A 21,147-nucleotide genomic window follows, 5' to 3' on the forward strand; every position below is an offset into this window, starting at 1 on the left:
AGATTAATCGGGCTGCTCAAGTGATTTGATGTAATCGTAAATCGCCAGCTGTGACCGGACTTTGCGGCGATTCCCGCGGGGCACGTAGCGATTACTCAGTTCTTTGTCGAGAAAACGGGCTTTCACGGTGTCGCTAAACAGCAGATCCACGATGGTCAGCACCTGCTGTTTCAGGCGCGGGTCGAGGATTGGGGTCGCAACTTCAATACGGTAATCGATGTTGCGCGTCATCCAGTCGGCGGAAGAGAGCCACACCTGTTTCGCGCCGCCATCTTCAAAAATATAGAGCCTGTCATGTTCAAGATAGCGGTCAACGATACTAATGACGTTAATATTTTCACTGATGCCTTCTAACTGCGGGATCAGCGAGCACATACCGCGCACCAGCAGATTCACCGGCACGCCGGAACCGGATGCCGCATACAGACGATCCACCAGGCCTTTGTCGACCAGGTTATTCAGTTTCAGGGTAATACCGGACGGACGACCATTCTGCGCGTGGGCAATTTCACGGTCGATCATCTCATACAGCAACCGACGCGAGTTCTGCGGCGAGACCATCAGATACTCGAAATTCACCGGACGATACGGGTTTTCAATGAAGTTAAACACCCGGCGCACTTCGTTAGTGATGCGCGCATCGGCGGTCAGCAGCGAATAGTCGGTATACAGTCGGGCGGTTTTTTCGTTGAAGTTACCGGTGCCGATATGCGCATAACGCACCACGTCTTCGCCTTCCTTGCGTGAGATAAGGAACAGCTTGGCGTGAATTTTCAGGCCAGGGGCCGAGAAGATAACGTGGACACCCGCCTCCGTCAGGCGCTTCGCCCAATGGATGTTGGCTTCTTCGTCAAAGCGTGCCTGTAACTCAACTACCACGGTGACTTTTTTACCGTTGTGCGCGGCGTGGATCATCGAATCAATAATGCGTGAGTCTTTCGCCACGCGGTAAATATTGATTTTGATTGCCAGTACGCTCGGGTCAAACGACGCCTGACGCAGCAGTTCCAGCACGTGCTCAAAGGTGTGATACGGATAATACAGCAGCACGTCGCGTTCGCGAATTGCATCAAAGCCATTTCGGAATTTATCAAACCAGATGTGGCGCAGACGCGGCAGCGGTTTATTCACCAGGTTGGCCTTGCCCACGTTCGGGAACCCGATGAAGTCTTTAAAATTATGGTAGCGCCCACCGGGAACGATTGAATCGTAGCGGGTGATGGCGAATTTTTTACGTAGCATCTCGACCATCGCATCGGGCATATCGCGCTGATACACGAAGCGCACCGGCTCGGCGGTCAGACGCTGTTTGAGGCTGGAGGACATCAGCTCCATCAGGCTCGATTCCATCTCGTGCACCAGGTCATATTCGGCGTCACGGGTCATTTTCATGGAATAGGCATTCAGCGCGTCGTAATCAAAGAAGCCTTTGAATATGTCATCGAGACAATAGCGCAGAATATTGTCGAGCAGGATCATCGGCTTGCGGCGACGCGGCGTTTCCGGCGGTAAATTCACGAAACGCGGCACTTTATCGGAGGGGATCTCCAGCAGCGCATAGCTAATTTCGTCGCCACGGATAATTTCCACCGCCAGATAGGTGTAATCGTCTTTCAGGAACTGCACCAGGTCCGTCTCCCGGTTAATCAGGATAGGCGTGATGTGCTGGCGCAGATAATGTTTGAAGTAGTGACGTAACCAGCTTTGCTGGTTGACCGATAGCTGGCGCTCATTAATCAGGAAAATCTGGTTGCGGGCCATTTCGAGCAGCAGCTCGTTATAGAGGCCGTCAAATTCCTGATCGGCTTTCAGCACGCGCGCCTGAATTTTTCCCAGCAGATGGCGGGAATGGGCGGTTAGGCCTTGTTCTTCACTAATAATAATGCGGCGCTTCAGTTCGGCAAAACGGACCTTATAGAACTCATCCAGGTTATTGGAGTAGATCCCCAAAAACCGCATACGCTCTATCAACGGGTTACTTTTATCCGCCGCTTCCTGGAGAACACGCTCGTTAAACGATAACCAGCTGAGTTCTTTTTCGATATACAGCTTATCCTGACCCATTACTACTCACACTCCGGTTGGTTGACGCGGACAGCATTCACATTATGGCGAGCTTTAACCGCCGATGTCCAACTGTGTCAGTGAAGTATGACAATAATCTGTTTGTCGTGAACCTGCGATAACGAATTTTTATTATTCAGCGGTATGGGAGCGTAAGGGAGGCAGGAAGAAGCGCCTGCCACGACGGGCAGGCGGCTTAAGATTACTCTTCGGCAGCGTAGCCTTGCGCGGGGAGCTGAACGCCGTCCAGCCATGCGCTGTTGCCTTTCATTTCAAGACGACCTTCGACAAACCAGCTCACTACCATCGGATAAATGGCGTGTTCCTGATGCTGCACGCGGGCGGTGATGTCTTCTTCCACATCCCCGGCAAACACCGGCACTTTGGCCTGTAAAATCACCGGGCCACCGTCGAGTTCATCGGTGACGAAATGCACGGAGGTGCCGTGCTCTTCGTCGCCGTTGTCCAGTACCTGACGATGGGTGTTCAGACCCGGATATTTCGGTAGCAGGGAAGGGTGGATGTTCAGCAGACGACCCTGATAGTGCGCCACGAACTCCGGGCTCAGAATGCGCATATAGCCTGCCAGCACCACCAGGTCGGGGGCGTAGGCATCAATTTCCTGCATCAGCTCGCGGTCAAACGCTTCACGACTGGAAAACTGGCTGGCGCTGAGCGCATGGGCCGGGATTTCTGCTTCACGAGCGCGCTCAAGGCCGAACGCGTCGGCCTTATTGCTGAACACTGCCCGCAGGGTGCCGTTGATTTTTTTCTGTTTGCAGGCGTCGATAATGGCCTGCAAATTACTTCCGTTACCAGAAATCAGCACCACGATATTTTTCATTACGCGATGACCACACGCTGCTCAGAATCGGAGGCTTTGATATAGCCGATTTTCCAGGCGTGCTCGCCTTTCTCATTCATCAGCGCCACGGCTTTATCCGCTTCACCGGCTGGCAGCGCAATCACCATGCCCACGCCGCAGTTAAAGGTGCGATACATTTCATGTTGGCTGACGTTGCCCGCGGTTTGCAACCAGTTGAACACGGCCGGCCACTGCCAGGAGGATTCGTCGATAACGGCCTGGGTGTTATCCGGCAGCACGCGCGGAATGTTTTCCCAGAAGCCGCCGCCGGTCAGGTGGGCGATGGCGTGGACGTCAACGTTAGCGATGAGATCCAGCACGTTTTTGACGTAGATGCGGGTCGGGGCCAGCAGATGATCGGCCAGCGGTTTGCCGTCGACCTCGGTAGTTTCCGGGCAGCAGCCGCTGACTTCAATGATTTTACGCACCAGCGAGTAGCCGTTTGAGTGCGGGCCGCTGGAAGCCAGCGCCACCAGAACGTCGCCATCGGCCACTTTGCTGCCGTCGATGATTTCAGACTTCTCAACCACGCCAACGCAGAAGCCGGCCACGTCGTAATCTTCGCCATGATACATGCCCGGCATTTCTGCCGTTTCGCCGCCGACCAGCGCACAGCCGGACTGCAGGCAGCCTTCGGCGATGCCGCTGATCACGCTGGCTGCGGTATCCACATCCAGTTTGCCGGTGGCGTAGTAATCGAGGAAGAACAGCGGCTCTGCGCCCTGAACCACCAGGTCGTTAACGCACATGGCCACCAGATCGATGCCGATGGTGTCATGACGTTTGAGATCCATTGCCAGGCGCAGCTTGGTGCCGACGCCATCCGTACCGGAAACCAGCACTGGCTCACGATATTTTTGCGGCAGTGCGCACAGTGCGCCGAATCCACCCAGGCCACCCATGACTTCGGGGCGACGGGTTTTCTTCACCACACCTTTGATTCGGTCAACCAGAGCATTACCCGCGTCAATATCAACACCGGCATCTTTATAGCTGAGAGAGGTTTTGTCGGTCACTGCAAGTCTCCACGAAGGGCGTTAGCAAATAAAATCGGCGCTATTCTATCAGCCTAAGCAAACGTTTGCGAGCCTGGGTGACGGATATCTTCTCCCGTCGTTAATTTCCCCGTTTCAGCCGTTGCGCTGACCAAATTTGAACCGCTTCACGAAAATGAAACCGGGTACAGTTTAATGCTTGCAGGATGCTGGCACAGCCCACAATATCGGACTGAAACCGGTTTCTGAAATGGCTTCCAGGAGGAACAGCACAGATGCACATTGCCGCATTTGATATTGGTGGAACGGCGCTGAAAATGGGCGTGCTCACTGGTGACGGGGAGTTCGTTGCGAAGGGAAAAACGCCGATAAAAGACAGCGACGGTGACGCCATTTTGCAAGGGATCCTCAGTTGGCTTGAAGCGCACCCCGAATGTGAAGGCATTGCCATCAGCGCCCCGGGGTATGTCAATCCGCATACCGGTTTCATCGAAATGGGCGGGGCTATCCGCAAGTTCGACCATTTTGCCATTAAACAGTGGCTTGAAGAGCGCACCCGCTTACCGGTGGCGATTGAAAACGACGCCAACTGCGTGCTGCTGGCGGAACGCTGGCAGGGCAAAGCGGCACAGATGAGCGACTTTCTGGTGCTGACCATTGGCACCGGCATCGGCGGGGCGATCTTCTGCAATAACCAGCTGGTGCGCGGAGCCCGTTTTCGCGGCGGCGAATTTGGCTACATGTTTACCGACCGCCCCGGCAGCCGCCATCCGACGCACTACACCATGAATGCCACCTGCACGCTGCGCGTCCTACGTAGCCGTTACGCCACGCATATCGGCAAATCACTTGATGAGATCAGCGGCGAAGAGATATTCGACGCCAGCGATGCCGGAGAGGTCACCTGCCAGCGGCTGGTGAATGATTTCTTCAACGGCATTGCCAGCGGCCTGTACAACCTGGTCAATCTGTTCGACCCGCAAACCATTCTGCTCGGCGGCGGCATCACCGAACGCCCGGGCTTTTTGACTCAGCTTAAACAGCATCTGGCCTGGTTCGGCATTGACGAGTACATCAATACCGTTAGCCACGGCAACGACGCCGGTTTACTCGGCGCGGTTTATCATTTTAATCAGCAGTTTGAACGTTAAAGAGGGAGTTGTTATGTCCGGATTTAAAAGCGATTTTCTGTGGGGCGGGGCGGTTGCAGCGCATCAACTGGAAGGCGGCTGGAAAGAGGGCGGAAAAGGCCCAAGCGTTGCCGACGTGATGACCGCCGGAGCCCACGGCGTGGCGCGTGAAATCACCGACGGCGTGCTGCCAGGGAAGAACTACCCGAACCATGAGGCGATTGATTTTTACCACCGCTATAAAGACGACATCAAACTGTTTGCCGAAATGGGTTTCAAATGCTTCCGCACCTCGATTGCGTGGACGCGCCTGTTTCCGAAAGGTGACGAACTGGAGCCGAACGAAGCCGGGCTGAAATTTTACGACGATCTGTTCGATGAATGCCTGAAATACGGCATCGAGCCGGTTATCACCCTGTCGCATTTTGAAATGCCGTATCACCTGGTGAAAGAGTACGGCGGCTGGCGGAACCGTAAAGTTATCGAGTTCTTCGTGCGCTTTGCGAAAGTGGCATTCAGCCGCTATCAGCACAAAGTGAAGTACTGGATGACCTTCAACGAAATCAACAACCAGGCAAACTTCCACGAAGATTTTGCGCCGTTCACCAACTCCGGCATCAAATATGAAGAGGGTGAAGATCGCGAGCCGATTATGTATCAGGCGGCACACTACGAGCTGGTGGCCAGCGCCCTGGCGGTGAAAGCCGCCCGTGAAATTAACCCGTCGCTGCACATTGGCTGCATGATTGCCATGTGCCCGATTTACCCGCTGACCTGCGCGCCGGATGACATGATGATGGCGATGAACGCCATGCACCGCCGCTACTGGTTCACCGACGTACACGTGCGCGGAAAATATCCGCAGCATCTGCTGAACTACTTCGCCCGTCGCGGGTTCGCACTGGATATCACCCCTGAAGACAAGGCCGTCCTGACCCAGGGCTGCGTCGATTATATTGGCTTCAGCTACTACATGTCGTTCGCCACCAAAGCGACGGCGGACAACCCGCAGCTCGACTACGACGAAACCACCAGCCTGGTCTCCAACCCCTACGTCAAGAAATCCGACTGGGGCTGGCAGATTGATCCGGTGGGCCTGCGCTACTCGCTGAACTGGTTCTGGGATCACTACCAGCTGCCGTTGTTTATCGTCGAAAACGGTTTTGGGGCGATCGACGTGCGTGAAAGCGACGGCAGCGTCAATGACCAGTACCGCATCGACTATCTTTCGGCGCACATTGCCGAAATGAAAAAAGCGGTGGTGGAAGACGGCGTAGATCTGATGGGTTACACCCCGTGGGGCTGTATCGATCTGGTCTCCGCCGGGACCGGCGAAATGAAAAAACGCTACGGTTTTATCTATGTCGATAAAGATAATGAAGGCAACGGCACCCTGGAACGCAGCCGCAAAAAATCTTTTGCGTGGTATCAAAAGGTTATCAGCAGCAACGGCGAATCGCTGTAAATCGCTTCAAAAAGCAAAAACCTCGCTTCGGCGGGGTTTATTTTTATCCTTAGTTTAGAATGAGTAACAAGGTGTTAATCACTTTGCTTGATCGCCGTCAAAGAGAACAGGTATGGCGCGTTCGCTAAAAAGCGGTATAATCCGGCGATTTTTTTTGTGGCTGCCCCTCAGAGGAGAAAGAGAATGAAGATTGTGGAAGTGAAACACCCACTCGTCAAACACAAGCTGGGCCTGATGCGTGAGCATGACATCAGCACTAAACGCTTCCGTGAACTCGCCTCAGAAGTTGGCAGCTTACTGACTTATGAAGCCACGTCTGACCTGGAAACTGAAACCGTCACCATTGAAGGCTGGAATGGCCCGGTGCAGGTTGAGCAAATCAAAGGTAAGAAGATTACCGTGGTGCCTATCCTGCGTGCCGGTCTCGGCATGATGGAAGGCGTGTTGGAGCATGTGCCAAGCGCACGTATCAGCGTCGTTGGTATCTACCGTAATGAAGAAACCCTCGAGCCGGTTCCGTATTTCCAGAAACTGGTTTCCAATATCGACGAGCGTATGGCGCTGGTGGTTGACCCGATGCTGGCAACCGGTGGTTCAATGATTGCCACCATCGACCTGCTGAAAAATGCCGGTTGTAACAGCATCAAGGTGCTGGTTCTGGTGGCGGCTCCGGAAGGTATCGCCGCGCTGGAGAAAGCGCACCCGGATGTTGAACTGTACACCGCGTCCATTGATCAGGGCCTCAATGAGCATGGATACATTATTCCGGGCCTCGGCGATGCCGGTGACAAGATTTTTGGTACCAAGTAAGTGATTCATTAAAAAAAGCCGACTTTGAGAGTCGGCTTTTTTTTGACTAAAACACACCAAGACCCACAACAACACTCAGACAGAGGATAAAACTATGACGCGCCGTGCTATCGGGGTAAGTGAACGACCGCCACTTTTGGTGACCATCCCGCTTAGTTTGCAGCATCTGTTCGCCATGTTTGGCGCAACCGTGCTGGTGCCTTTCCTGTTCCACATCAATCCGGCAACGGTTCTCCTGTTCAACGGGATCGGTACGCTGCTGTACCTGTTCATCTGTAAGGGTAAAATCCCGGCTTACTTAGGCTCAAGCTTTGCGTTTATTTCCCCTGTGCTGCTGCTGTTGCCGCTGGGCTATGAAGTGGCGCTTGGCGGCTTCATCATGTGTGGCGTGCTGTTCTGCATCGTGTCGTTCATCGTGAAAAAAGCCGGGACCGGCTGGCTGGATGTGATGTTCCCTCCGGCGGCGATGGGCGCGATTGTGGCGGTTATCGGCCTGGAACTGGCGGGCGTGGCGGCGAACATGGCGGGCCTGTTACCTGCGGCGGGGACAGCACCAAATACCACCAGCATCATGATTGCGCTGGTGACGTTGGGTGTGACGGTCTTCAGCTCGGTGCTGTTCCGTGGTTTCCTGGCGATTATCCCGATCCTGATTGGCGTGCTGACTGGCTACGCGCTGTCGTTTGCGATGGGTATCGTTGATACCGCGCCGATTGCCAACGCGCCGTGGTTTGCGCTGCCAACCTTCTACACCCCGCGCTTTGAATGGTTCGCTATCTTCACCATTCTGCCTGCCGCGCTGGTGGTGATCGCCGAGCATGTGGGTCACCTGGTGGTGACGGCCAATATCGTCAAAAAAGACTTGATCCGCGATCCGGGTCTGCATCGCTCGATGTTTGCCAACGGTCTGTCGACCGTCATCTCTGGTTTCTTCGGCTCCACGCCGAACACGACCTACGGTGAAAACATTGGCGTAATGGCGATCACCCGCGTGTACAGCACCTGGGTGATTGGCGGGGCGGCGATCATCGCCATTCTGCTCTCCTGTGTCGGCAAGCTGGCGGCGGCAATCCAGATTATCCCGGTGCCTGTGATCGGCGGCGTTTCCCTGCTGCTGTACGGCGTGATCGGCGCATCCGGTATTCGCGTGCTGATTGAATCGAAAGTGGATTACAACAAAACGCAAAACCTGATCCTGACTGCCGTTATCCTGATCATCGGCGTCAGCGGCGCGACCGTTCACATCGGCGCTGCTGAGCTGAAAGGCATGGCCCTGGCGACTATCGTGGGCGTCGGACTGAGCCTTATTTTCAAACTGATCAGCGTGTTACGCCCGGAAGAAGTGGTGCTTGATCCGGCGGACAGCGATAAGTCTGCGTAAAGATCGTCCAACCGGGCGGACGATCCGCCCGGTTCTCTCTGGCAATCCTTTTGTGGTACACTCACCGCGTTTTTAGCAGTTCCATGTTGAGGTCATTCTGAACGCTCCGGCTCAGCTCTCTTTGCCACTCTATCTTCCCGACGACGAAACCTTTGCGAGTTTCTGGGCGGGCGATAACCCTTCTTTACTTGCCGCAGTGCAAACTATGCTGCGTCAGGATCATAGCGGATACATTTACGTCTGGTCGCGCGAAGGCGCGGGCCGCAGCCATTTGTTGCATGCCGCCTGTGCCGAACTCTCGCAGCGCGGGGATGCCGTTGGCTATGTGCCGCTGGATAAACGTACCTGGTTCGTGCCGGAAGTGCTGGATGGCATGGAAAATCTGGCGCTGGTGTGCATCGATAACATCGAATGCGTGGCCGGGGACGAACCGTGGGAAATGGCTATCTTTAATCTTTACAACCGCGTGCTCGAATCCGGTAAAACCCGGCTGCTGATCACCGGCGATCGCCCCCCGCGCCAGCTTAATTTAGGCCTGCCCGATTTAGCCTCGCGTCTTGATTGGGGTCAGATTTACAAGCTGCAACCGCTTTCCGATGAGGACAAACTTCAGGCGTTGCAGTTGCGGGCTAAGATGCGCGGCTTCGAGATGCCGGAAGACGTCTGTCGCTTCCTGATGAAGCGCCTCGACCGCGAGACACGCACCCTGTTTATGACGCTTGATCAGCTCGATCGCGCGTCGATCACCGCCCAGCGCAAGTTGACCATTCCATTTGTGAAAGAAATCCTCAAGCTGTGATTTTGCCCGGCGGCGCTGCGCTTTCGCGGAACTACAAAATCCACACGAATATTCCTGTAGGCCCGGCAAGCGCAGCGCCACCGGGCACGACATCATGCTAACTCATCCAGTAAATGCTGCACCAGCAGTGGAATCGGTCGTCCGGAGGCCACGCTTCTGCCGCCTTCCCGCCACAGGGCGGTGCCGCTGACGTCGAGATGCGCCCACGGGATATTCGCCGGGCAGAAGTGATGCAGCAGCCACGCCGCCGAGGCGCTGATCGCTGCGTTGTTGGTCGGGGTATTACACAGATCGGCAATTGCGCTTTCGGTCTGCTTTTTCAGGCGTCCGTCGAGCGGCAGCGACCACACGTCATCCGCGGTTTTTAATCCTGCCCTGGTCAGAGATTCGCGTAACAGCTCATCCTGAGTCATTAAGCCACTCAACTCATAACCCAGCGCTTTTACCACCGCCCCGGTCAGGGTCGCCATGTCGATAATGTACTGTGTCAGCGCGTGACGCTGGCTGGCCCAGGCGATGGCATCGGCCAGCACCAGACGGCCTTCAGCATCGGTATTATTGATTTCCACCGTCATGCCGTTGCAGGCGCGCGCCACGCTACCTGGCTGCATGGCGTCCGGGCCGATGGCATTTTCGGCCAGGGCTAAAACGCCCATCACCCGCACCGGCAGCGCCAGTTCGGCGATACTCAGCATCAAACCCAACACGTTTGCCGCGCCGCACATGTCGTATTTCATGGTGTACATGCCCGCGCCTTCTTTCAGCCACAGGCCGCCAGTGTCAAAAGTCACGCCTTTGCCGACGTAGCTACGTACCGGGCCGTCTTTTGTGCCGTCATAATGGATGGCTAACAGGCGGGGAGGGCGCGACGAGCCTTTGCCGACTGCGTGCAGCAGGCCCAGTCCTTGCCCAACAATCGCTTTCTCATCCAGCACCTCGCAGCGCAGCGCCGGGAACTGAGCGCACAGCTGCTGCGCCTGCTCGACCACAAACTGTGGGGTGCAGGTCTCAGAGGGCATATCCGCCAGCCGACGCGCGGCAAGCATTCCGTTCGCCACCGCATATTGCTGGCGCAGCGCAGCCTGCAAAGCGTCCTCCTGCGACGGCAGGCAGAATAGAGTCAGCGTGTTGATGCGCAGGCGCGTGTTTCCAGTGGTTTTCAGCCCCAAATCGTCCAGGCTATGAGCAAGGTTGAAACATTCGCGCAGCACGGTATCGCGCACCCGGCTCTCGGACAGTTGCGTGCCATCCAGTACCACGTTTTCGCTGACCGGGCTTTTAAACAGCGGGCGTAAATGCGCCACCAGGCTGTTGGTCAAGGTATCCTGCCAGGCTGAAGCGGGCACCAGGGTGATGCGGGCGAACGGCGCGCAGCCGAAGCGGCTGTCCGCCAGTTCACCGTTTTTGGCCTGGGCGACCATATCGGGTAGCTGCGCCATATCCAGGGTGGCCAGCAGCGGGCTATCGGGCGAGGTGATCAGATGGCTACCGTGCGGCACGGCACAAGGCTCGGTGAATAAACGGTATTGCATAACTTACTCCTCAATCGGGGCGCGAATGCGTGCGGCGTAGGCCAGCATCCATTCGTCGTCCACCGGCTGGTAGTGGGTCTGTTCCTGGCGACGCTCGGCGCGATACACGGTCAGCGGCTGGGTAGCGGTCGCCACCACGAACGAGAAGGTTTTGATGTTGGTCGCCGCGCCAAACTCTCCGTGACGGTTCATACACACCACCGACAGGTCACCGGCACGACCGAAGCGCGACATCAGCTTATCTTCCAGTTCGAATACCACCGAATCCGCGGCCGCCTGCGGCGACATGCCCCCCGCCATACGGCGTACGATTTCATAGCTGGTGCAGCCTTTCATCAGATCTTCGCCGACGCCGGTGGCGGTGGCCGCCCCGGTTTCGCTGTCGCAGTAAAAGCCGGAACCCATGATCGGCGAATCCCCGATCCGCCCACGCTTTTTCATAAACAGGCCGCTGGTGGAGGTGGCGACGCTCATCGACCCCTGTTGATCGAGGCCGATAATGCCCACGGTATCGTGTCCGTCATACGGACTAAGGCCTTTATCGAGCGTTTCACGACAGCGCTTGCGGTAGTGCTGCATCGCCCGATCGGTGAGCATAGTTTTCTCAGCGAATCCCTGCTCCAGCGCCCATTCCCGTGCGCCCTGGCCGACCAGCAGCGAGTTGTAACGCTGGCGGCTCAACGCCTGCGCCACCCGCACCGGATTGGCAATGTCGATGAGATTGCCCACCGCGCCGAACGCCAGGCTATCGCCATCCATAAACGCGGCATCCAGTTCCACCTCACCGTTTTCAGTGGGCAGACCGCCGTAGCCGACGGATTTATACAGCGGAAAGTCTTCAACGGCGGCAACGGCATCCACCACGGCGGCGGAGGCGGCTCTCCCTGCGGCCAGCGCCGACGCGGATTCGGTCACCCCTTCCAGCGCCATACGCCAGGTTGCAATAATTCCCCACATCGTTACGACTCCTGTTTTGCTAACGGGCTGGTTTCATTTTCGCTAACGACTTCCGCCGCGCGATACTGCTTGTCGAGAATGCGCATGAACGGCAGATACAGCATCGCGCCGATCAGCAGATTAAGGATTTGCATCACGCTGCCGGAGAGGTGTCCGGTGACGATAAAACCGCTCAGCACCGGCGGCAGCGTCCACGGGATAAACACTCCGGTAGTCACCGCCACCGCCCCGATTTTCATCGCCACATACTGAATCGTCACCAGCACCAGCGGCACGAGGTTGAACGGGATTAGCATGATTGGGTTCATGATAACCGGCAGACCGAACAGCACCGGTTCGTTAATATTGAAAATTGAAGCCCCGGCCCCGAGGCGGGCCACTTCACGCATGTTTTTACTGCGGGCGAAAATCAGCATCGCAATCACCAGCGACAGCGTAGCCCCCGCGCCGCCCATCCAGATCATGTCGAAAAACTGTTCGGTGATAATGTGCGGCGGGGTGACGCCTGACTGAATGGCGGCGATATTGTCGGTTTGGTTTTCCATCCACAGTGGACGAATAATGCCGTTGATCATGGAGCCGGAGTTAATCCCCACCGACCACAGGATAGTGATGCTGAACACCGTCATCAGCGCGCCGAAGTAAGAGGTGCCGTAGTGGCGCACCGGCGTGGCGACGACTTCATAAATGAACTGGTGAATGGTGTGGTAATGGGTATTTTCAAAACCGATGCGGATAGCCAGCACCAGGATCATCACCACCAGCGCCGGGATAAGCGCGGCGAAAGATTCCTGCACCGCAGGCGGCACGCCGTCCGGCATCTTGATAACCAGCTTTTTGCGCTTCAGCCAGCAGAACAGCTCGGTCCACAACAGTGAACCAATCATCGCTACGAACAGGCCTTTGCTGCCAATCCACTCCACGGGGATAACCGTGATGCCGCCGTTTTCCGCCACTTTGATAAACGGGGTGAGGATCAGGAAGCTCACCAGCGCCAGAATGCCGCAGGAGACCCGGTCTTCTTTATAGTGCTCTGCCAGACGATAGGCCACCAGGAAGCTGACGAACAGCGACATGGTCGAGAACACCGCGTTAAACGGGATTTCGACGATGCTGCTCCAGCTGTCACCAAAGGTATGAGACATAAACTGCTGATAGCCCTGATTCGGGAACGATGAAATCACCAGCAGAATCGACCCGACAATGATAAAAGGCATGAATGAAACATAGGCACCGCGAATGGCGCACAGATGGCGTTGCTGCGCGGCTTTCGCCGCCAGCGGCATCAGTTTGGCTTCTAAAAATCCCAGAACATTGTTCATTGTGATCTCCGCACGAGACTGACTGTTTGGTTGTGTGTTATGTATGCGGATTATCAAGGAAAGGTGGCAGATGAAAGGTGAAACCGCTCACAATGCCAGCGTGTTTATCATGTAAATCTCACATGATTAGTTTGTGAAAACCACAGGGGATGATGATGGAAATTAAGCTGCACGCCAATGCCACCACCACGCCACGCGTGCGCCGCTATCTGCAACAGTCCGACAAGAGCGACCGAGAGCTGGCGAAAGAGTTGGGGATCTCGGTCACTACCGTTCGGCGCTGGCGTAACCGCGAGCAGGCGGCCGATCGGAGCACGACTCCGAATGTGATATACAAAGCGATGAGACCTGAGCAGGTGGCACTGGTAAATGCCCTGCGCGATACCCTTTATGCGCCGCTGGATGAACTGCTGTTTATGGTCAATGACGGGCTGGGTATTGCGGTGTCGCGTGCCACGCTGAACCGCTATCTGCACCCTGTACATCAGCGCCCCAAAAGCCCAGCGCAGGGGAAAAAAGCGCTGAAGGCAGGTGCGGTGCCTGGGACCTTACAATTGCACTATCGGCGTTTATCGCTGGGGATGGATGACGGCGGCGATCGTCATTTGCTGTGGGCGCGGGAACCGATTAGCGGCTGGTGTCAGGCGCGGGTCTATTCCGGCATCTCGCTGGCACTGGTCAAAAACTGGCTGAATGATACCCTGGCACGCTGTCCGGCTGAGATTCAATGTCTTGAGACTGAAAGGGTGAAGTGGCTGGAGATTGAGTTGCCGGGCATGACGACCACCCGTCTGCCGCCGCCGGATATTACGACCCTCGCTTTCAGCGAGCCATTGCCGACGCTTATCCCCGCAGCAACGGATGCTGATGCGCTGGTGCAACGGTTGTGTGAACTGTGGAATACCGGGAAAAAGCAGAAGAAACTGGGGGAGTGTACGCCGCAGGGTTTTCTACAAACCTACGCTGCGGCGTTAAGGTCTAGATGATTTCCAGCACCTGTTCCGGCGGGCGACCAATGCGCGCCTGACCGTCTTTCACCACAATCGGGCGTTCCATCAGCTTCGGATGGGCTACCATCGCGGCAAGCAGCGCGTCTTCGCTCAGCGCGCCGTCAGCCAGATTCAGCTCTTTATACAGATCTTCTTTCTGGCGCATCAGCTCCCGGGCGCTGTCCATGCCGAGCATTTTCAGCAGCGTTTTAAGCGTCTCCGCCGTTGTCGGGGTGTCGAGGTACAGCACCACGTCCGGCTCAACGCCGTTTTCTGTCAACAGCGCTAAGGTTTCGCGGCTCTTGGAGCAGCGTGGGTTGTGGTAAATCGTAACCGCATGACTCATCGGGGGTCCTTACATCTTGGTATAGGGTTTAAACGTCTCTTGCAACTGCCGGAACTGATCGATGCGTGCATCATACCGGGCCTGTTGCAGGCTGCCGAGTTTGACCTGCGAACTGGCGCTACTCAGCAGGGAGATCGCCTGATCGAGGCGGCCAACCAGCGCCATGTTTTCGGCACGCGCGGCGAGTTCCTGGTCACGATTGCCGAGCTTGCCTTCTGCCTGCGCCAGCAAATCCCAACCGTTCACGTCGTCTTTGTAGGTAAAGGTGTAGCGATTGAGCAGGGTAGCCGCTTCCGCCGCTCTGCCTGACTGCAGCAGGGCGTTGGCGAGGTTCAGCTGTAATACGGGACTGACGCGCAAATCTTTCGCTGCTTTCAGGCGATTGACCGCTTCATCGTTCTTATTCTGCCCCAGCGAAATGTCGGTGGCGAGGTCGAGATACCAGGCGTTCTGTGGATCGGCGGCCAGCAAAGGCTGCAACTGTTTAGTGGCTTCCGCATAGTTGCTGGACTCCATCGCCTGTAGAGCACGACCGTACTGGGCGGCATGTTGCTCGCGAATATTGCCTTTCGCCCAGGTATTGAGCAGATCGGTATCCAGCTGATTTTTCCCGCTGTTATACATGCCCAGCGTGCGTGCTTTGGCCATGTAGAAATCCTCCGAAGACTGCACCACCACCGGGCGCATCTGGTTGGCGCGGTTACGGGCATCGGACAGTCGGCTTTCCGGCAGGGGGTGGGTCAGCAGCATCTCTGGCGGTCTGGACGAATAGCGTGACTGGTCCATCAGCTTATCCATAAACTGCGGCATCGCTTGCGGATCGAACCCGGAACGTTGCAGCACTTGAATGCCGATGCGGTCAGCCTCTTCTTCGTTCTGACGGGTGAAGCTGATAAGCCCCTGTTGGGTGCCTGCCAGGGTGCCGGTCAGCGCCGCCATCCCGGCCTGTGGGCTGGCCATCGCCAGCAGAATAGAACCTAACGCGCCGACCCAGGTCAGGGGCGCGTTACGTTTCTGATCTTCCATCGCACGGGCAAGGTGGCGCTGGGTGACGTGTGAAATTTCGTGCGCCATGACCGACGCCAGCTGGCTTTCGCTATCGGCATAGCGGAACAGCGCCGAGTGCAGCACCACGTTTCCGCCGAAGAAGGCGAAGGCGTTAAGTTCGTCGTTATTAATCAAGAAGAAATGGAACGGGGTTCGTACTGAGTTAGCATGAGACACCAGGCGCATACCGAGGCCGTTGATGTATTGCACCAGCAGGGGATCGTTAATAAGCGGCGCACTGCCGCGCAGCTGACGCACATAAAAGTCGCCCATCTGCAACTCTTGTCCGATAGACAAGGTGCTTCCTGCGGTGGTGCCCATATCCGGCAGCGAGTCTGCGGGGTCCGCCAAGGCGGGTAAGGCCGGGCCCAGGGTCAACGACGCGATGAGAGTCGCAACCAGCGTTTTTTTTAACTGCCTGAACATAACTCGGTCCTGTAAGTAGGGTGTGCCAGTTTGACCGACAACACGGCGTAACGTTCCACTGTCGGTTGCACTGGCAGTTTAGCTGGCTGTTGCACGCCTGGAAATACCCCTGCGTGACTTTTGCTTTCCGGTGCGATGGGGTTAAAAAGCGCAGGCAATTTTGTGACATTTCGATACAATTCACGCGGGCCTTTTGCCCGCAATTCAGGGAACGGTGTAGTTATGCTCCAAATGTTAATGCAGTGGTATCGTCGTCGTTTCAGCGACCCGGAAGCGATAGCGCTGCTGGTCATTTTAGTTGCCGGTTTCGGCATTCTGTTTTTCTTCAGTGGGTTGCTGGCTCCGCTTTTGGTGGCGATTGTTCTGGCCTACCTGCTCGAATGGCCTACCGTCCGGCTGGAGCGTATTGGCTGCTCGCGGCGCTGGGCCACCTCCATTGTTCTGATCTTTTTTGTCGGCATTCTGATGCTAATGGCCTTTGTGGTGATGCCGGTGGCCTGGCAACAGGGCATCTATCTGATCCGCGATATGCCCGGGATGCTTAACAAGCTCTCTGATTTCGCCGCCACATTGCCGCGTCGTTATCCGGCCCTGATGGATGCCGGGATTATTGACGCGATGGCGGAAAATCTGCGCACCCGTATGCTCGGCATGGGCGACTCGGTGGTGAAATACTCGTTGGCGTCGCTGGTTGGGCTGCTGACGCTGGCGGTCTATCTGGTGCTGGTACCGCTGATGGTGTTCTTCCTCGTTAAAGATAAAGAGCAGATGCTCAACGCGGTGCGCCGCGTGCTGCCGCGTAATCGCGGGCTGGCAGGGCAGGTATGGAAGGAGATGAACCAGCAAATCACCAACTACATTCGCGGCAAAGTGCTGGAGATGATTGTCGTCGGGGTTGCCACCTGGATTGGCTTCATCCTCTTTGGCCTCAATTACTCGCTGCTGTTGGCGGTGCTGGTGGGGCTGTCGGTATTAATCCCTTACATCGGCGCGTTCGTGGTCACTATTCCGGTTATTTGCGTGGCGCTGTTCCAGTTCGGGCTCGGCACCGAGTTCTGGAGCCTGTTCGCGGTGTACCTGATTATTCAGGGTCTTGACGGCAACTTGCTGGTGCCGGTGCTGTTCTCCGAAGCGGTGAACCTGCATCCGCTGGTGATCATTCTGTCGGTGGTCATTTTCGGCGGCCTGTGGGGATTCTGGGGCGTATTCTTCGCCATTCCGCTGGCGACGCTAATCAAAGCGGTGGTTCACGCCTGGCCGGATACCGTGGCGGTTGAGGATGCGAACTAAACGCTTCACGACTCACAGGGGCTGAGTGACAACGATGTTGAGAAGCCATTATTTAAAGGATTACACCGCGCAGCAGATAGTCCAGCGCGCGATGCGCATCATCCCCTACTCGGTTAACGTGATGGATGAGCATGGGGTGATTATCGCCTCCGGCGAGCCCGCGCGTATTCAGCAGCGCCATGAAGGGGCGATTCTGGCGCTGAAAGAGAACCGGGTGGTCGAGATTGATTCGGCCACCGCCAATCAGCTGAAAGGCGTAAGGCCCGGAATCAATTTGCCGATCTCCTTTAACGGACAGTTGATTGGTGTGCTGGGCATTACCGGCGAGCCGGACAAAGTCAGGGCCTACGCCGAACTGGTGAAAATGGCCTCTGAGCTGATCATCGAGCACATGGCGCTTATCGAACAGAAACAGTGGGATAAGCGCTATCGTGAGGAGTTGATCAACAAGCTAATTCAGTTTGAAAACTCACCGGAATCGCTACAGTCGATGGCGGCGTATCTGGGGATCGACCTGGCGCAGCCGCGGGTGGTGATGGTTATCGAACTGCGCCAGCCGGACAGAGAAGCACTGCGCAATCTGATCGACTATTTCGATACCCGCGCCCGCGATCATCTGGTGACCTTCACCGATTTCAATGAGCTGATTATCATCAAGCCGATCGTCCTGAAAAATGGCGAATGGGACGTCCGCCAGGAGATGAGCGCCCTGCAAAGCTTTAAATCCTGGGCGACCTCTTCGGGCTTTAGCCGGATTATTATTGGCGGCTATTTCCCCGGCGATACCGGGCTGCACCGCTCGTTACAGTCAGCCCGTGCCACCCAGGCGCTGGTCAAACGGCAGAAGCTCAAAAATCAGTATGTTTTCTATCACGACCATGCGCTGCCTGCGCTGCTCGGCGGCGTGTCCGAGAGCTGGCAGGTGCAGGAACTGTCACGTCTGTGGCTGCATCTGGTGGCCAACGATCCCAAAGGCGTCCTGCAGCAGACCCTGCGGGCATGGTTTGAGCAGAACTGTGACCTTACTCAAACGGCGAAGGCGCTGCACATTCACGTCAATACCTTACGTTACCGTTTGCAGCGTTGTGAAGAGATTACCCGTATAAAAATCAACGAGTTGAAGAATATGCTCTGGCTGTATATCGGCATGGAGCTGCAATGTGAATCTGTCGGATCCCACAATTTACCCCCCTCATCGACGGCCAAAGTTCGTTAAAAGCGCCAGGTAAACCGTCGACGATCGTTCGCATACTGCGCCTTCACAACATGGAGGCGCAACGCATGACGTCGATATCCGCATTAGGAGCCATTGCTGCACTGGTGGTGGCCATCGTTTTAATTCTGAGAAAGGTTTCTCCCGCTTACGGCATGATGGTCGGGGCGCTGGTCGGTGGCCTGGTGGGCGGTGCAGATTTGTTGCAAACCGTGACGCTAATGGTGACCGGGGCGCAGGGCATCACTAACGCCGTGCTGCGTATTCTCGCGGCCGGGGTGCTGGCTGGCGTGCTAATTGAATCCGGCGCGGCGAATACCATTGCCGAAACGGTGGTGAAGAAGGTGGGCGAAACGCGGGCGCTGCTGGCGCTGGCGATTGCTACAATGTGCCTGACGGCAGTGGGTGTTTTTATCGACGTAGCGGTGATCACCGTGGCCCCGATTGCGCTGTCGATTGCCCGTCGGGCTTCGCTTTCAAAAACCGCCATTTTGCTGGCGATGGTCGGCGGCGGTAAAGCGGGGAACGTGATGTCGCCGAACCCGAACGCCATTGCCGCAGCCGATAACTTCCACGTGCCGCTGACCTCGGTGATGTTGGCCGGGGTGATCCCGGGCCTGTTCGGGTTGGCGCTGGCCTATCTGCTGGCAAAACGGCTGAGCAAAAAAGGCAGCCCGGTCACCGAAGACGAAGTGATTTCCCACGGCGACACGCGCGCAAAACCGGGTTTCCTGGTCTCAATTAGTGCCCCGCTGGTGGCGATTGTACTGCTGTCGCTGCGCCCGATTGCCGGGATTGCTATCGATCCGCTGATTGCGCTGCCGCTCGGCGGGCTGATCGGGGCGTTGCTGATGGGACGCATTAAGCAAAGCAACCACTATATGACCGCCGGTCTGGCGCGTATGGCACCGGTGGCGATCATGCTGCTGGGCACCGGTACGCTGGCAGGGATCATCGCCAATTCGGAATTAAAGGATGTTCTGATTAATGGCCTGACGGCCTCGGGTTTACCGGCGTATCTGTTGGCACCGATTTCCGGGGCGATCATGTCGATGGCGACCGCCTCAACGACCGCAGGCACCGCCGTGGCATCGGGCGTGTTTGCGCCTACGCTGATTGAGCTGGGCGTTTCCGCTCTGGCTGGAGCGGCGATGATCCACGCGGGGGCCACGGTGCTCGACCATTTGCCGCACGGCAGCTTCTTCCACGCCACCGGGGGCAGCGTCAGCATGATCATCCGCGAACGTTTGAAACTGATGCCGTATGAAACGCTGGTCGGTCTGGCGATTACGATTGTTTCTACCCTGATGTTTGGCGTCTTTGGACTTGCAGGATAACCGTTATGAAAATTGTTATTGCCCCGGATTCATTCAAGGAAAGTTTGTCGGCGATGGCGGTTGCGACTGCCATTGAACAGGGATTTCGTCAGATTTACCCGGACGCACAGTACGTCAAAGTGCCGATGGCCGATGGCGGCGAAGGCACGGTGGAATCGATGGTGGAAGCCAGCGGCGGCCAGTACCTATATCAGCAGGTGAGGGGGCCGCTCGGGCAGCCGGTGCAGGCGCGTTGGGGGCTGATGGGCGATGGCGAAACGGCCATCATTGAAATGGCCTCGGCCTCCGGGCTGCATCATGTGCCGATGGCGCAGCGTAATCCGCTGATAACCACCAGCTACGGCACCGGGGAACTGATTCAGGCGGCGCTCGAGCGCGGCGTGAAGCGCATCATTCTGGGGATTGGCGGCAGTGCGACTAACGACGGCGGGGCGGGTATGATGCAGGCGCTTGGCGTGCGGTTGACCGATGCGCAAGGCCAGGAACTTGCCCCCGGCGGTGAGGCGCTCCGCACGCTTACAGGCATCGACCTCCGCGCCTGCCATCCGAAACTGGGTGACGTGACGCTGACCGTGGCCTGCGACGTGAATAATCCGCTGTGCGGCCCGCAGGGCGCATCGGCGATATTTGGGCCGCAGAAAGGGGCGACGCCAGAGATGATCGACACACTCGACGCCGCGCTGTCGCAGTGGGGCATGCTCATCGAACAGCAGACCGGGCGTGAGGTGCTGAACGCGCCGGGGGCAGGTGCGGCAGGCGGCATGGGCAGTGCGCTGCTCGGGCTGCTGAACGCCGAACTGCGGGCCGGGGTTGAGATTGTGGTGGAAACGCTCAAGCTTGAACAGGCGGTGCAGGATGCGGATTTGGTCATCACCGGTGAAGGGCGGCTCGATAGCCAGAGTATTTTCGGCAAGACGCCAATTGGCGTGGCGCGGGTGGCGAAGCTGCACGGTAAGCCGGTCATCGCCCTGGCCGGTGGCCTGAAAAACGATCACGAAGTTGTGTATCAGCACGGGATTGATGCCGCGTTTTCGATTCTGACCGGGGTGGTGACGCTGCCGGAAGCCTTAGAGGCGGCGGAATACAATCTGCGGATAACTGCCCGTAACGTAGCGGCGGTATGGAAGATGGCAGGTCATTGAGTTTGTATGCCCGGTAAGCGCTAGCACCACCGGGCAC

Annotated in this window: 18 protein-coding genes; 10 read left to right on the forward strand and 8 right to left on the reverse strand. The window is 56.8% G+C overall.

Annotated elements, in window-relative coordinates; translation table 11 throughout:
- Window positions 1–3 precede the first annotated feature (3 nt).
- The 3 genes from ppk1 to purM form a co-directional block, all read right to left on the reverse strand.
- Window positions 4–2,064 (reverse strand): polyphosphate kinase 1, encoded by a 2,061-nt coding sequence (gene ppk1 / locus SIK69_RS05685; protein ID WP_319628025.1) that lies wholly within the window; start codon window positions 2,062–2,064, stop codon window positions 4–6.
- A gap of 202 nt (window positions 2,065–2,266) precedes the next feature.
- Window positions 2,267–2,908, reverse strand: a complete 642-nt coding sequence (purN, locus tag SIK69_RS05690; protein WP_319628026.1) for a phosphoribosylglycinamide formyltransferase — start codon at window positions 2,906–2,908, stop codon at window positions 2,267–2,269.
- Window positions 2,908–3,945, reverse strand: coding sequence for a phosphoribosylformylglycinamidine cyclo-ligase (gene purM, locus SIK69_RS05695; protein ID WP_319785633.1), 1,038 nt, complete (start codon window positions 3,943–3,945; stop codon window positions 2,908–2,910). Before purM ends, purN begins: the two co-directional genes overlap by 1 nt.
- A 254-nt stretch (window positions 3,946–4,199) precedes the next feature.
- Between purM and bglK the strand changes: the two genes are divergently transcribed.
- From bglK to SIK69_RS05720, 5 genes are all read left to right on the forward strand, one after another.
- Window positions 4,200–5,075 (forward strand): beta-glucoside kinase BglK, encoded by an 876-nt coding sequence (bglK, locus tag SIK69_RS05700; RefSeq protein WP_319785634.1) that lies wholly within the window; start codon window positions 4,200–4,202, stop codon window positions 5,073–5,075.
- A 13-nt stretch (window positions 5,076–5,088) separates the two neighbouring features.
- Window positions 5,089–6,519, forward strand: a complete 1,431-nt coding sequence (locus SIK69_RS05705; RefSeq protein WP_319785635.1) for a 6-phospho-beta-glucosidase — start codon at window positions 5,089–5,091, stop codon at window positions 6,517–6,519.
- Between the two features lie 183 nt (window positions 6,520–6,702).
- Window positions 6,703–7,329 (forward strand): uracil phosphoribosyltransferase, encoded by a 627-nt coding sequence (gene upp / locus SIK69_RS05710; RefSeq protein WP_319628030.1) that lies wholly within the window; start codon window positions 6,703–6,705, stop codon window positions 7,327–7,329.
- Window positions 7,330–7,423: 94 nt separating this feature from the next.
- Entirely contained in the window at window positions 7,424–8,710 is a 1,287-nt protein-coding gene (gene uraA / locus SIK69_RS05715) for a uracil permease (RefSeq protein ID WP_319628031.1), read from the forward strand.
- 97 nt (window positions 8,711–8,807) lie between these two features.
- Window positions 8,808–9,509, forward strand: a complete 702-nt coding sequence (locus tag SIK69_RS05720; protein ID WP_319628083.1) for a DnaA inactivator Hda — start codon at window positions 8,808–8,810, stop codon at window positions 9,507–9,509.
- A 92-nt stretch (window positions 9,510–9,601) separates the two neighbouring features.
- Here the strand turns inward: SIK69_RS05720 and SIK69_RS05725 are convergent, their stop codons facing one another.
- From SIK69_RS05725 to celB, 3 genes are read right to left on the reverse strand one after another with little or no spacing between them, the layout of a single operon-like run.
- Complete coding sequence (locus SIK69_RS05725) at window positions 9,602–11,041, reverse strand: leucyl aminopeptidase family protein (RefSeq protein WP_319785636.1); 1,440 nt, start codon at window positions 11,039–11,041, stop codon at window positions 9,602–9,604.
- A 3-nt stretch (window positions 11,042–11,044) separates the two neighbouring features.
- Window positions 11,045–11,998, reverse strand: a complete 954-nt coding sequence (locus SIK69_RS05730; protein ID WP_319785638.1) for a glycosylasparaginase — start codon at window positions 11,996–11,998, stop codon at window positions 11,045–11,047.
- Window positions 11,999–12,000: 2 nt separating this feature from the next.
- A complete protein-coding gene (gene celB / locus SIK69_RS05735) occupies window positions 12,001–13,320 on the reverse strand; it encodes a PTS cellobiose transporter subunit IIC (RefSeq protein WP_319785639.1) in 1,320 nt (439 codons plus the stop codon).
- Between the two features lie 155 nt (window positions 13,321–13,475).
- Here celB and SIK69_RS05740 point away from each other — a divergent pair, with 155 nt between their 5' ends.
- Window positions 13,476–14,306, forward strand: a complete 831-nt coding sequence (locus tag SIK69_RS05740) for a helix-turn-helix domain-containing protein (protein ID WP_319785651.1) — start codon at window positions 13,476–13,478, stop codon at window positions 14,304–14,306.
- Here SIK69_RS05740 and arsC read toward each other — a convergent pair.
- The gene (gene arsC / locus SIK69_RS05745) at window positions 14,299–14,655 is read right to left on the reverse strand and encodes an arsenate reductase (glutaredoxin) (protein ID WP_319628036.1); all 357 of its coding nucleotides are present in this window, start codon (window positions 14,653–14,655) and stop codon (window positions 14,299–14,301) included. The genes SIK69_RS05740 and arsC overlap by 8 nt on opposite strands.
- 9 nt (window positions 14,656–14,664) lie before the next feature.
- Window positions 14,665–16,128, reverse strand: a complete 1,464-nt coding sequence (bepA, locus tag SIK69_RS05750; RefSeq protein WP_319628037.1) for a beta-barrel assembly-enhancing protease — start codon at window positions 16,126–16,128, stop codon at window positions 14,665–14,667.
- Window positions 16,129–16,350: 222 nt separating this feature from the next.
- Here bepA and SIK69_RS05755 point away from each other — a divergent pair, with 222 nt between their 5' ends.
- From SIK69_RS05755 to SIK69_RS05770, 4 genes are all read left to right on the forward strand, one after another.
- Window positions 16,351–17,418 (forward strand): AI-2E family transporter, encoded by a 1,068-nt coding sequence (locus tag SIK69_RS05755; RefSeq protein ID WP_319785640.1) that lies wholly within the window; start codon window positions 16,351–16,353, stop codon window positions 17,416–17,418.
- Between the two features lie 34 nt (window positions 17,419–17,452).
- On the forward strand, window positions 17,453–18,634 hold the full coding sequence (locus tag SIK69_RS05760; protein WP_319628084.1) for a sugar diacid recognition domain-containing protein: 1,182 nt from the start codon (window positions 17,453–17,455) through the stop codon (window positions 18,632–18,634).
- A 65-nt stretch (window positions 18,635–18,699) separates the two neighbouring features.
- A complete protein-coding gene (locus tag SIK69_RS05765; protein WP_319628039.1) occupies window positions 18,700–19,968 on the forward strand; it encodes a GntP family permease in 1,269 nt (422 codons plus the stop codon).
- A 5-nt stretch (window positions 19,969–19,973) separates the two neighbouring features.
- Window positions 19,974–21,110, forward strand: a complete 1,137-nt coding sequence (locus tag SIK69_RS05770; RefSeq protein ID WP_319628040.1) for a glycerate kinase — start codon at window positions 19,974–19,976, stop codon at window positions 21,108–21,110.
- Window positions 21,111–21,147: the final 37 nt, after the last annotated feature.

This window comes from Scandinavium lactucae, assembly GCF_033843265.1.
GTDB classification, from domain to species: Bacteria; Pseudomonadota; Gammaproteobacteria; order Enterobacterales; family Enterobacteriaceae; genus Scandinavium; species Scandinavium lactucae.

Bases quoted from the DNA above. Each gene is read 5' to 3' on its own strand.
- ppk1 (WP_319628025.1), bottom strand. From the start codon at position 2,064: ATGGGTCAGGATAAGCTGTATATCGAAAAAGAACTCAGCTGGTTATCG.
- purN (WP_319628026.1), bottom strand. From the start codon at position 2,908: ATGAAAAATATCGTGGTGCTGATTTCTGGTAACGGAAGTAATTTGCAG.
- bglK (WP_319785634.1), top strand. From the start codon at position 4,200: ATGCACATTGCCGCATTTGATATTGGTGGAACGGCGCTGAAAATGGGC.
- SIK69_RS05705 (WP_319785635.1), top strand. From the start codon at position 5,089: ATGTCCGGATTTAAAAGCGATTTTCTGTGGGGCGGGGCGGTTGCAGCG.
- upp (WP_319628030.1), top strand. From the start codon at position 6,703: ATGAAGATTGTGGAAGTGAAACACCCACTCGTCAAACACAAGCTGGGC.
- uraA (WP_319628031.1), top strand. From the start codon at position 7,424: ATGACGCGCCGTGCTATCGGGGTAAGTGAACGACCGCCACTTTTGGTG.
- SIK69_RS05725 (WP_319785636.1), bottom strand. From the start codon at position 11,041: ATGCAATACCGTTTATTCACCGAGCCTTGTGCCGTGCCGCACGGTAGC.
- SIK69_RS05730 (WP_319785638.1), bottom strand. From the start codon at position 11,998: ATGTGGGGAATTATTGCAACCTGGCGTATGGCGCTGGAAGGGGTGACC.
- celB (WP_319785639.1), bottom strand. From the start codon at position 13,320: ATGAACAATGTTCTGGGATTTTTAGAAGCCAAACTGATGCCGCTGGCG.
- SIK69_RS05740 (WP_319785651.1), top strand. From the start codon at position 13,476: ATGGAAATTAAGCTGCACGCCAATGCCACCACCACGCCACGCGTGCGC.
- arsC (WP_319628036.1), bottom strand. From the start codon at position 14,655: ATGAGTCATGCGGTTACGATTTACCACAACCCACGCTGCTCCAAGAGC.
- bepA (WP_319628037.1), bottom strand. From the start codon at position 16,128: ATGTTCAGGCAGTTAAAAAAAACGCTGGTTGCGACTCTCATCGCGTCG.
- SIK69_RS05755 (WP_319785640.1), top strand. From the start codon at position 16,351: ATGCTCCAAATGTTAATGCAGTGGTATCGTCGTCGTTTCAGCGACCCG.
- SIK69_RS05760 (WP_319628084.1), top strand. From the start codon at position 17,453: ATGTTGAGAAGCCATTATTTAAAGGATTACACCGCGCAGCAGATAGTC.
- SIK69_RS05765 (WP_319628039.1), top strand. From the start codon at position 18,700: ATGACGTCGATATCCGCATTAGGAGCCATTGCTGCACTGGTGGTGGCC.
- SIK69_RS05770 (WP_319628040.1), top strand. From the start codon at position 19,974: ATGAAAATTGTTATTGCCCCGGATTCATTCAAGGAAAGTTTGTCGGCG.